Below are 11,274 nucleotides of genomic sequence, written 5' to 3'. Positions count from 1 at the left end.
CGGTTCGCGCGCCTCAAGCGCATCGCCCGCAACCCCTCCCCACCCCGACCTCCGAAAGGACCTACGACATGGAGATCCTGGCGAGTCGCATCGTCATCCGCCCCACTGCCCCGGAAGCGAGCCGGCGGTTCTACCGTGACCAGCTCGGCCTCGCCGTCTACCAGGAGTTCGGAAGCGGCCCCGAGCGCGGCATGGTCTTCCACCTCGGCGGCGGTTTCCTGGAACTGGTCGGCAGAGCCGACCAGCCCCCCTCAGCGCAACCCGCGATGTGGCTGCAGGTCCGCAGCCTGGCCCGGACTCGCGCGCGCCTCATCGCCAAGGGCCTGACCCCCACCCGCGAGGCCCGTGCCGAAGCCTGGGGCCTGTGGGAGATGCACCTCGCAGACCCTGACGGCATCCAGATCTACGTCGTCGAAGTACCGCAGAACCACCCGTTCCGACACGGAGTCCCGGCCCCCGACACCGCGGCTCCGACACCCCTCGACACCCAGATCAGGCAGGTCATGGCCGAGCAGGGACAGGGCAAGGAGCCGGTGTGACGCTGTTCGTCCAGACCGATGCCGCGTCAGACCCCCACGCTGACCGCTCCTACATGGGCACCCCCGATACGGCTGAAGCCGTGACCATCGGCACCAACACCTGCCGCATGCTCATCCCGACTACGGCCACCGGCAACACGCTCGGACTGTTCTCACTGTCCATGCCGCCACGCGGGCCCTACGCTTCGCCGCACTTTCACAGGGAGATGACCGAACTCTTCATCGTTCGCTCCGGCCAGATCCAGCTGATGCGCGGCACGGAACCGGTCAACGCAGGGCCCGGCTCCGCGCTCTACGTGCCGCCCGGTACCCCACACGGCTTCGCCAACGTCTCCGACGACCCCGCCGAGCTGCTCATCGCCTTCACACCAGGCGGCCGCCGTGAGGGCTTCTTCCATGGCCTCGCCGACCTCCTGGGCGGCGACGAGCCACCCGTCCAGGAGCAGCTGACGGCACTGGCAGAGCACTACGACCAGTACCGCTACGAGCCGTAGTGAGCGGTTCGCAGACAGACCGGACTGGCCCCCTCCTCCTGGCACTCAAGCCGAAAGGTAAGGCTTCTTGTGAACAGATCCGCCGTGGGCGCGGCACGGAGCGCTCTGCCGTCGCTGACCGGCATGCGCTTCCTCGCAGCTGCCCTGGTGTTCGTCTCGCACGTTGCGGGCAACCGAATCTTTGCCGACGACGCCACCAACAACTGGTTCTTCGACGTGTTCAACCCCGCCGGCTGGCTCGGGGTCGGATTCTTCTTCATCCTCAGCGGGTTCGTGCTCACCTGGTCGGCCCGCGAGAACGACACGGTGCGCGGATTCTGGCGCCGCCGACTCGCGAAGATTTTCCCGAACCACTTGGTGACCTGGATCGCCGGGCTGCTCCTCATGGTGGCCACAGGTGAGGCCCTGAACGCCTGGTACGCGGTCCCGAGCGCATTTCTCGTGCACACCTGGATACCCCGGATGGACGCCCTCACCGGTACCAACGGCCCCAGCTGGTCGCTCTGTTGCGAGCTGGTCTTCTATCTCTCCTTCCCTTACGTGTACCGGCTCGTGAAGCGGATCCGCCCTGCGCGGCTGTGGGCCTGGATCATCGCCACCGTGGTGGCGATCGCGGCCTGGGCCGGGTTCGTCTATGTGGCTCTCCCGAAGGAGCCCGAGATCATCTGGGCGCCGATGCCGTTCTGGCACTTCTTCGCGATCTACAACCCGCCGCCCGTACGCATGCTGGACTTCCTGCTCGGCATACTGCTCGCCCGCGCCGTCATCACCGGCCGCTGGATCCGCATCGGATGGCCCGCCGCCACGGTCGCGATGGTGGCCGGCTACGCCGCGATGGTGGTTGTGCCGCCGGAGTTCGGCATGATGGCCGTCACCGCCGCGCCGCTCGGCATGCTCATCGCCACCGCGGCCGTCTCCGACATCGATGGGACCCGCTCTCCGTTCCGCGGCCGAACCATGATCTGGCTCGGCGAAGTTTCCTTCGCCTTCTACATGGTTCACTACCTCGTTCTGCACTTCTCACTGAAGCTGATCGGCGACCGAGTGGGCTGGACAGTGCCCCAGGGACTCGCCGTGGCCGCAATCCTCATGGCCCTCACCCTGTGGGTCGCCCACCTGATCTACCGGCATGTTGAGATCCCCGCCATGCGCCACTTCGGACGTGCCCGGAACAGCCGCGGCACGCCCACCACGGCCCGGCTGACACCAGCACCGGAACCGGGACGGCCCACCATCCCCGTCCAGCGCACCGCGACCGCCTACATGGCGCCGTGCGACCCGGCGGCCAAGAACGCGCCGACACGAGGCGCACCTCTGATCACTCCCTGCGAACCGGCTTTGCAGTGCACGCACACACCCGCCTGCGAACCCGGCGAGCCGGCTCGCACCTGAGTACACCCAGCCCTCCACCCCACGTGAGGAACACCGTGTCCGCACCGCCCACCGACACCACCCGAGGCGTCGTCCTGAGCGCCCGTGATCTTGACTTTCAGCCTGTCGGCGACGCGCTCGTGGCCCGCGCCGTCGGACCCCACCTCGGAGCGCACAAGGTGCGCTTGGACGCCGTCAAGCTCCCGCCGCAGGGAAGCTGGGTCCCCGAGGAAGCCGCCGCCACCGAGAACGTCGTCGTGGTCTTCGCGGGCTCGGGATCCGCCCACTCCGGTAACGCCTTCGCAACTGTGCACCGTGCCGACACCGTGTATGCGCCGACCGGCGACCGCTACGAACTGCACGCCGGAGACGACGGCATGATCGCCTACGTCTGGACGTCCGTTCTGCTGCCGGAGCGTGCCCCCAGCACCGAACCGCGGCGCTTCTCGCGCCTGTGGAACGAGGAAACACAGCTCACCGGCTTCACCGGCATCGGCCAGGCCGAGCCCGATGCCCGGACCGCCACCATGAACTTCCTGTTCTGGCCTGGCACCGGGTCGCCCCAACTGTGTCTGCACTGCGGCTTCATGGAGCCCGGCGAGTACTTCAACGTGCACGTGCACCCTGAGAGCGAAGAAGCCTTCATCGCCTTCGAAGGAGAGGGCCAGCTCCACCTCGATGGCACGTGGTACGACGCCGCGCCCGGTGACGTCCTCTACGCACCCCCTGGGGTGCCGCATGGCACCCGGCACCCCCAGACAGACCCGACCGCTCCACGCTTCGCGACCTGCGGCGGCCCCACCCCGTTCGACCCGGTGCTCTACGAGCGCGCCGGCGTCCCGACCAAGGTTCGGTGAACAACACTCATGTGCAGGATCTTCGGCCACTTCGACACTCAAGCCACCCCTCACGAGCTGCGCTCCGTCGCCGCCGCACAGCGGCATGGAGGCCCCGACGCCCAGACGCACGCCGCCGGCCGCGGCTGGGGCCTGGGCAACAACCGCCTCGCCATCATGGATCTGGACGGCGGCGACCAGCCCTACACGCTGGGCCCGAACATCACCGTCGTCTTCAACGGCGAGATATACAACCATCAGGAGCTGCGCGAAAAACTCGCTGCCAAGGGTCACACCTTCGCAGACACCTGCGACGGCTCCGTCATCCCGGCCCTGTATGCCGAGTATGGACCGGACTTCGTCGACCACCTCGACGGCATGTACGCAGTCGCCGTCGTTGACCTGCGCAGTGAGCCCACCCTGTGGCTCGCCACCGACGAGGTCGGCATGAAGCCTCTCTACTACCACTGGGACCCGTCCCGACGGCAGCTCTACTTCGCCTCCGAACTGCCCGCTCTCCTCGCTTTCCGCGGCGTCCCGGTCTCCATGTGGGAAGCGGGCCTCGACAGCTACCTGTCGACCAAGACGCCCTTCGGCGAGCAGACCATGTTCGACGGCATCAAGGTGCTTCCCCCGGCGGCCACCGCGAAGGTGACCCGAGGAGGCTTTGCCCTCACCCGGCGCAGCCAGCAGGCCTTTGCGGCCCCGCACACCACCGAGGAAGAGGCGGCGGCACACCTGCGGGAGCTGCTGCGCACCGAGGTGGAGCGGCTGACCGAAGCGGACGTTCCGGTCTCCGCGATCACCAGCGGCGGCCTCGATTCCAGCTTCATCACCGCTCTGGCCGGTTGCAAGGCCAAGGATCTGCACTCCTTCAACATTGCCTACACCGGCAACTGGCCCGCCGACGAACGGCACTTCGCCCGCGAGGTCGCCGACCGGGCCGGCAGCACCCACCACCAGGTCGAGATCGACCCGGCGACCTTCCCGGACCTCCTCGAAGACGTGGTCTGGCACATGGGGCAGCCCAACGCCGACCCCATCACCCTGTCCACATACGCCCTGTTCGGCGCAGTCCGCGATGCGGGATTCAAGGTCGCCGTCACCGGAGACGCGGCCGACGAACTCTTCGGCGGGTACGACCGCCTCAGCAAGGCTGTCAACGCCCCCGTCGGCAGCGACTGGGTGAGCGACTACGTAGAGGCTCTCGCCGCGGTGCCGCGCGGCCTGCGCGAAAGCTTGTACACCGCCGAGTACCGGGACTTCGTCCATCGCAACGGCCCGGCCGCCGACGCCATCGCTGACGAACTGAGAGCCTCCGAGGGCGACACCATGGCGGCCCTGACCGAGTTCGAGATCGGTCGCCGCCTCCCGGCCTACCATCTGCGCCGCGTCGACCACCTGAGCATGTCCTCCTCGGTCGAGGTGCGCCTGCCGTTCTGCCAGCCCAGCGTCGTGCGGTACGCCCGCTCCCTGCCGACCCACCTGAAGATCGACGGCGAGCGACGAAAGAAGGTGCTGTACGCGGCTGCCGCCGACGACCTGCCGCATTCCGTACTGCACCGCCCGAAGCAGCCCTTCACTCTGCCCATCACCGCGATGCTGCGCCCCGGCCAGCCCCTGATGGACCTGGCGACCGACGTGCTGTGCGCAAACACCCTGGGCCAGCGCGGTCAATTGAACCCGACCGCGGTGCAGGGCCTGCTGCGGGCGCAGTCCGAACGGCCGGACGACAAGGCGGCATTGGCGATCTGGTCCCTGCTCATCCACGAACTGTGGCTCGACCAGTTCGGCACAGCCACAGGACACACCACTGCGCAGAACTCGAGGCTTACGGAGACCACGGCATGATCGGCTACATCGCGCGCGCCATCGGCGCGCCCACCCCGACCCTCGTGCTCGACCAGCGCCGACTGCCCCGCGACGAGGAGCGCCTCCGCTACGTCCTGACCCAGGTACGCGAGTGGCTGGAGGCGAACAAGCGCGGCGACATCCTGAAGTTCGCGCTCGTCGAACCGTCCTCACACCCACTCTTCGACCTGGACTACCGCTTCGTACAGGGCCTGACCGCGGGCACGGACCGCTTCGACTTCCAGGGCAGCTGTGGCCACTCCATCCTCGCTTCGGTCGTCACCGCTGACGGACAGGCGTGGCTACCCCGCCTGGCGCCGGGAGGCCGGGTACGCGTACGGGTACTCAACAACGGCGATCAAGTTGTCTGCGAAGTCGACGAGGCCCGCCGTCGCAGTGGCAGCTTCACGGTGCACTTCCTGCAGGACGACGGCGCTCACCTCAACGATCTGCTGCTCACCGGCGCCCCGCTGGACCAGCTCCTCACCACCTCAGGCGTGTACGAGGCATCCCTGGTCTCCATGGGCAACCCGTACGTCTTCATCGACGCCGCCGAGCTGGGTATGAACACCCAGGAAAAGCTCTTCACCGCCGGCGACCAGCTGTACACGCAGCTCCTCGAGATCCGGGCGGCGGCCGCCGAACTGCTCAACCGCCCCGTGGACAGCGTCTTCCCGAAGATTGCGGCAGTCGGCCACTACAGCGAAGGCCGCCTCGCCGTACGGGCGATCTCCGTCCCCAAATGGCACCCCAGCCTTGCCCTGACCGGAACCACCTGCCTCGCGGCCGCCACCGCAATCCCGGGCACCATCACGCACCGCCTCGCCCGGCAGGCAGGCCTGCCCCACGGAGTCATCGAGATCGACACTCCAGGCGGTTCCACTGCGGCGGCGGCCTCGGTCGCCGGACGCGACGACGGCACCGACACGCTGCATTGGGTCAGCGTCAGCCGCAAGCTCGCCCACCTCGACGAGCCGGCCTGTATCGCCTCGCTCAAGGACTACGACTACAAGGAGGAGACGGCATGGCAGCCGCTCGCGGCATAACCGACGGCCCCGATACCTCGCGTATGGCCGGCGAAGTGCCCTCGCACGCCGCACTGGCCGAGCGGTATTCCGATCTCTACGAGACCCTGCGCCGCTACGCCCACGAAGCAGACGTCGCGGGCCACCTGCCCGACGAGGTGCTCACGGCGCTGCGCTCCTCTGGCATCCTTGGCGCGGCGATCCGCGCCGAGCACGGCGGCCAAGGAGGTGACGCCCGACTCACCAACCGCCTGATCGAGCAGGTCGCTGCGGCCGATCCGTCAGTGGCCATCATCCTCTTCCAGCACTACGCAGTCAGTGCCCGTATCGACGAGTGGGGCACACCTCAACAGCGCGATCGCTATCTGCCCCGGCTCGCAAGCGGTGAGTGGCTTGCAGCCTCCGCCTGGAGCGAGACCGGCGCGGGCGCAGACAAGCGCAACATCGCCACCAAGGCGGTACGCACCGATGAAGGATGGCTGCTCGACGGCGCCAAGGCATTCACCACCGGAGCCGGCCTCGCCAGTGTCTACCTGGTGCTTGCCCAGTCCGCCGAACCCACCAACGACGGCGGCAGCTACGGCAGTGACGGCCAGACGTTCTACCTCGTCGAGGCCGACACTCCAGGCTTGATCGCCGACACAGGCATGGACCTGGTTGGCATGCGCGCATCAGCGACCGGTTTCGTCGAGCTGCACAACTGCCGGGTACCCGACTCGGCGGTGCTCGGTCCCGAGGGCACAGCGGTGCGCATCATCGCTGGGGTTCGGGAGTCAGGGGCCACGCTCGGAGCGGTGGCCCTGGGGATTGCTGAGGCCGCGCGCGCCCTGGCGCTCGGACACGCGCGCCGCCGAGGGCTTCGTGGCCAACAGGCTGTGTCCTTCCGCCTCGTGGACCTGTCCGCCCGCGTAGCGGCAGCGCGAGCCCTGGTGGAGAGTGCCGGTCGCCGGGACTCCGCAGACCCGGGGACGGAAACGCTCTACAGCAAGCTCGTGGCCTCTCAGGTCGCCGAAGAGGCGGTGCAGGAAGCCGCCCGACTGCTCGGCAGCGCCGGGTTCCTGCAGGACCACCCGCTGAACCGGATGGCCCGGGACGTCCGGGCGGTTGGCCTCATGGGCCCGGTGAGCGACCTCTGCCGACAACTGGTGAGTGCTCCGTGGACACACTGACCGGACAGAGCCCCCCGCTCCACGCTTTCGTGGCCCGCCTGCGCCGTCGGGCTGTCACTCTCGTCACCCCCGGTGGCCCTGGCAGCCCTCAACCCATAGCCGGCCGCAATCCTCTGGAGAAGAACAGATGACTTCCCCGTACGACCTCGTCGTGACCAACGCCCGGGTGGTGACGCCACAGGGTGTGCGCCCCGGGACCGTGGCAGTCACGAACCAGCGCGTCGCCGCCATTATGGAGCCCGACAGGAATCCCAGGGCTCACCGAGTTCTCAACGCCAAGGGCCGGCACCTACTGCCAGGTCTGATCGACTCGCACGTCCACTTCCGCACCCCCGGCCTGACCCACAAGGAGGACTGGGAGCACGGCAGCCGGGCTGCGGCAGCAGGCGGGGTGACCACGGTCATCGATATGCCCAACACGGAGCCGCCGCTGATTCAGCCCGAGTTGGCCGCCGAGAAGGCCGAACTCATCAGCGGTACATCCCTCGTGGACTTCCGCTTCCACATGGGCGTGACCACGGACAGCGTGCCGGACCTGCGTCGCCTCGAACCCAGCCAGGCCACCTCGGTCAAGGTCTTCATGACCGGCCATCACACCGCCCCGAACGTCATCCGGGACCCGAACATCCTCGATGAGATCTTCGCCATCGCAGCCGAGACCGGTTTCCGCGTGGTCCTGCATGCCGAGGACGACGGGGTGTTCTCCCTCCTGGAGGAACAGCAGGCTCCTCCGTCCAGCTATGACGCCTACGAGTCCGCGCACCCCCGCAGCGGAGGCATCGTCGCGGTATCGCGCGTCATCGACCTGGTTCGCAAGCACGGGACTGCCGCACACGTCTTGCACGTCTCCTCCTGCGAGGAGGCGGATCTGCTGCGGGCTGCAAACCGGTCCGGGCTTCCCATCACCTATGAAGTGACGCCACACCACCTGTCCTTCACGGCACCAGACGCCCAGCGGCTCGGCGCCAGGATCAGGCTTCGCCCGGCCATCCGATGCGACAAGGACCAGGCACGGCTGTGGGACGCAGTTCTCGATGGAGGGGTCGCAACGATAGGCAGTGACCACGCCCCGCACACCCTCAACGAGAAGCTCCGCGACGTAGCCGCCGCGCCGCCCGGCCTCCCCGGAACCCAGGAGCTGCTTCCAGCCGTCCACACCGGCCTGCGTCGCCGTTACCCAGACCTCACCGCTGACGAAGCGTTGATGCGCATCGCCCGGCTCTGTGCCCAGACGCCGGCCGAACTGTTCGGGCTGGCTGGGCGCAAGGGCACCATCGAGGTCGGCCAGGACGCGGACTTTGTCCTGTTCGACGCCGACCGTACCTGGATCATGGACGCCGGCCAGGCCCAGGCCAAGGCGGGCTGGTCGGCCTACGAAGGCTGGACGTTCACCGGCACTGTGGACGCCACCGTACGTCGCGGCGAGTTGATCTACTCCACCACTGACGACGTCACTCCGTTCTTCGGCGCCCCCACAGGCATATGGCTGGACGCGCAGCGTTCCGTGACCGCACGTTCGGCGTCTGAGCGCGCCATTCGCCAGCCCGTCGCAACCAGCTGAGTCGGTAGTGGGAGGGAGGGGAACAACGCCCTCCCTCCCACTAGGACACCCCGCCTGCTCCCCTTTCCAACCGCCTGGCACGACCAGGCCAAGGAGGAACGTTGCCTTCCCTGACCGCCTCCGAGCTCTTCGCTGGCGCGCCATACACCAGTGCTGTAACTCCCCTGACGGCCGATGACTTCACAGCTGCTCTCTCCCGGGTGCCGAGCCCCGTCACGGTGGTGACTACCAGAGATGCGGACGGCAGATGCTGGGGTTTCACAGCCAGTTCATTCACGTCGTTGTCGCTCGACCCCCCGCTGGTCTTGGTGTGCCCCGCGAAGACATCAAGATCGCACCAGGCCTTCGTGACAGCCCGCCGTTTCATGATCAACGTACTCGCCACCGAACAGGAGGAGATTGCGAGGCACTTCGCACGCTCTCAGTTCGACAAGTTTGCTGATGTGCCCATAACCGACTGCGAGTTCGGACTCCCTGGCCTCCCATCCACGTCGGCCCGCCTGGCCTGCAGCCTGTACGACGTGCTCGACGGTGGGGACCACAGCATCCTCGTGGGCCGGGTTGAGTCTGTGCACGTCGGCGAGAAGGAGCCGCTCGTCTACTTTGGTCGCGACTTTGCCCGCCTCGCACGGGACCGAGAACCCACCCCCTGACGATGATGTCGAGCAGTACCCGCGGAACTCGCCAAACGGTCGAGTGAGCGTCAGCTTCCGTCGTCGCACGGACTCCCTTCGAGGCTGCCGAATATGGCGGTCCCGAGGGGGGCGCCTGGCGCACACATCAAGCGCGTCTGAAACGAGCGGCCAGCTTGGCCAGCATTGCTCGTGTCGGTTCCCACTCGTCATCGGTGCTGCTCGCGGGCTCAATCGGCCGCCTTCAGCCGCCACAGCGATGAGGCGGATATACCTCGGCATGTCGAACGCCCGGATGGTGAAATCGGTCAGACACAGGAGCCTTAAAAGCTCTCGGCCATGCGGCCATGCGGGTTCGAATCCCGCTCCGGGCACTGGGGAACATCGAATTGGAGAGCTAGTAAATCTTGGCCGGAGGGGGCAAGCTCCGGCTGAAGTCGGCTCCTCTCCCTGCAGCAGAGAAACGAACCCACCAACGGGCCTGCGCGGGACGGCTGAAAGCGCAGTGTCGGCCGCCGAACCGAGGCCACTGATGCCCTGGCCGCGGTGCCTGCTCGTCTTCGGGCGTAGCTGTCGCCCAACTGCTGCGCGTCTCCCAGCGCACTGTCTAAGTCGTTGTTGTCGTTCCGATCTTGAGGTGTGCGCGTCGAACGGGTGTCTCGATCGGGTGATCGTCGTGGGTCGTGGGCATGAAGGCAGGGCCCCTCGGTAGCTCAGTGGTTGTCGAAGCCAAGAGCTGTGCCGGGAGGCCCTGTTGTCATATGTGTACGCGTTCGCGCTGGTGGAGTTCAACTCGGTTGCCCCGTCGTGTGATTGTGTTGCTCACCGGTTCGGGAATGCGGCCGATCATGCTGAGCGTGTTCGGCGGTATCCGTCGGACATGACGGATGCGGAGTGGGCTCAGGTCCGGCCGCTGCTGCCGGTACCCGGCTGGTTGCGGGGCCGGGGCGGGCAACCGGAGGCGTACTGCCACCGGGCGCTGCTGGACGCGATCCGCTACCTGGTCGACAACGGCATCAAGTGGCGGGCGATGCCTGCCGACTTCCCGCCGTGGGACCGGGTGTATGCGTTCTTCCGCCGCTGGCGCGAGAACGGCCTGGTCAAGGAGTTCCACGACCGGCTGCGTGCCCGGCTGCGGCAGCGGGCGGGCCGGGACGACCAGCCCACGACCGGCGTGATCGACTCCCAGTCCGTCAAGGCCGACGCCGTCGTGGGTGCGGACAGCCGCGGCTTCGACGGCGGCAAACTCATCAACGGACGCAAGCGGCACGTCGTCGTCGACCCCCTCGGCCCGCTGCTCGCGGTGACGGTCACCGCCGCGGAGGTCGGCGACCGTCCTGCCGCCCGAGGAGTTCCCGCAGTACGTCACGTTCGCGGACGGCAGCGTGATACCCGACGAGTACGTCACGCACATCCGCGACGTCGGCCTGGAACTGGCCGTGGACGTGGACTGGCGCGAGGGCGACGTGCTCGTCATCGACAACGTCCTCACGGGCCACGGCCGGCGCCCCTTCGAGGGCACCCGCCGCATCCTGGTCGCCATGTGCGACTGAGCGGCCGCTCGATACGGCGGACCCCGGCACGGGAGACCCCGCGCACCGTCCCCGTACGCGAAACCCCGCCCGCCTCTCACCGGAGGCTGGCGGGGTTTCGCGCTCCCAGACTCTGTCCGGGCCCACGCCGTGGACTCAGGCCCGCAGGTACGCCAGCACCGCGAGCACCCGTCGGTGTCCCTCCGTTGCCACCGGGAGGTCCAGCTTGTTGAAGATGTTGCCGATGTGCTTGTTCACGGCCGC

General features: G+C 67.7%; 9 protein-coding genes, 1 tRNA gene and 3 pseudogenes. 12 read left to right on the top strand and 1 reads right to left on the bottom strand.

Annotated features, from left to right (window positions below; all coding sequences use genetic code 11):
• Window positions 1-68 precede the first annotated feature (68 nt).
• From ABT004_RS34155 to ABT004_RS34100, 12 genes and pseudogenes are all read left to right on the top strand, one after another.
• Window positions 69-443, top strand: a pseudogene (locus ABT004_RS34155) (VOC family protein); the annotation flags it as partial.
• A 92-nt stretch (window positions 444-535) separates the two neighbouring features.
• Window positions 536-1,033, top strand: a complete 498-nt coding sequence (locus ABT004_RS34150) for a cupin domain-containing protein (protein ID WP_351344935.1) — start codon at window positions 536-538, stop codon at window positions 1,031-1,033.
• Between the two features lie 69 nt (window positions 1,034-1,102).
• Window positions 1,103-2,425 (top strand): acyltransferase family protein, encoded by a 1,323-nt coding sequence (locus tag ABT004_RS34145; RefSeq protein WP_351344932.1) that lies wholly within the window; start codon window positions 1,103-1,105, stop codon window positions 2,423-2,425.
• A gap of 35 nt (window positions 2,426-2,460) precedes the next feature.
• Complete coding sequence (locus tag ABT004_RS34140) at window positions 2,461-3,261, top strand: cupin domain-containing protein (RefSeq protein WP_351344929.1); 801 nt, start codon at window positions 2,461-2,463, stop codon at window positions 3,259-3,261.
• A gap of 9 nt (window positions 3,262-3,270) precedes the next feature.
• Window positions 3,271-5,091, top strand: coding sequence for an asparagine synthase (glutamine-hydrolyzing) (asnB, locus tag ABT004_RS34135; protein WP_351344926.1), 1,821 nt, complete (start codon window positions 3,271-3,273; stop codon window positions 5,089-5,091).
• Window positions 5,088-6,137 (top strand): PrpF domain-containing protein, encoded by a 1,050-nt coding sequence (locus tag ABT004_RS34130; protein WP_351344923.1) that lies wholly within the window; start codon window positions 5,088-5,090, stop codon window positions 6,135-6,137. Before asnB ends, ABT004_RS34130 begins: the two co-directional genes overlap by 4 nt.
• The gene (locus ABT004_RS34125; RefSeq protein WP_351344920.1) at window positions 6,116-7,285 is read left to right on the top strand and encodes an acyl-CoA dehydrogenase family protein; all 1,170 of its coding nucleotides are present in this window, start codon (window positions 6,116-6,118) and stop codon (window positions 7,283-7,285) included. The genes ABT004_RS34130 and ABT004_RS34125 overlap by 22 nt, the downstream gene beginning before the upstream one ends.
• A gap of 127 nt (window positions 7,286-7,412) precedes the next feature.
• Complete coding sequence (locus ABT004_RS34120) at window positions 7,413-8,846, top strand: dihydroorotase (protein WP_351344917.1); 1,434 nt, start codon at window positions 7,413-7,415, stop codon at window positions 8,844-8,846.
• A 101-nt stretch (window positions 8,847-8,947) separates the two neighbouring features.
• Complete coding sequence (locus ABT004_RS34115) at window positions 8,948-9,499, top strand: flavin reductase family protein (protein WP_351344914.1); 552 nt, start codon at window positions 8,948-8,950, stop codon at window positions 9,497-9,499.
• Window positions 9,500-9,767: 268 nt separating this feature from the next.
• Window positions 9,768-9,852 (top strand) — tRNA-Leu (locus tag ABT004_RS34110).
• Window positions 9,853-10,358: 506 nt separating this feature from the next.
• Window positions 10,359-10,793: pseudogene (locus ABT004_RS34105) on the top strand (transposase); the annotation flags it as partial.
• A gap of 70 nt (window positions 10,794-10,863) precedes the next feature.
• The gene (locus ABT004_RS34100) at window positions 10,864-11,031 is read left to right on the top strand and encodes a TauD/TfdA family dioxygenase (protein ID WP_351344911.1); all 168 of its coding nucleotides are present in this window, start codon (window positions 10,864-10,866) and stop codon (window positions 11,029-11,031) included.
• A 135-nt stretch (window positions 11,032-11,166) separates the two neighbouring features.
• Here the strand turns inward: ABT004_RS34100 and ABT004_RS34095 are convergent.
• Window positions 11,167-11,274 (bottom strand): annotated as a pseudogene (locus ABT004_RS34095) (DNA-binding response regulator); the annotation flags it as partial.

This window comes from Streptomyces sp. NPDC002790 (assembly GCF_040295505.1).
In the GTDB taxonomy this organism is placed as follows: Bacteria; Actinomycetota; Actinomycetes; order Streptomycetales; family Streptomycetaceae; genus Streptomyces.
Note: the sequence above shows the minus strand (reverse complement) of the source record. Positions and strands in the feature narration are given on the sequence as shown.

What these genes read in the sequence shown, in the direction of transcription:
- ABT004_RS34125 (WP_351344920.1), top strand. Translation starts at nt 6,116, where the DNA reads ATGGCAGCCGCTCGCGGCATAACCGACGGCCCCGATACCTCGCGTATG.
- asnB (WP_351344926.1), top strand. Translation starts at nt 3,271, where the DNA reads ATGTGCAGGATCTTCGGCCACTTCGACACTCAAGCCACCCCTCACGAG.
- ABT004_RS34130 (WP_351344923.1), top strand. Translation starts at nt 5,088, where the DNA reads ATGATCGGCTACATCGCGCGCGCCATCGGCGCGCCCACCCCGACCCTC.
- ABT004_RS34120 (WP_351344917.1), top strand. Translation starts at nt 7,413, where the DNA reads ATGACTTCCCCGTACGACCTCGTCGTGACCAACGCCCGGGTGGTGACG.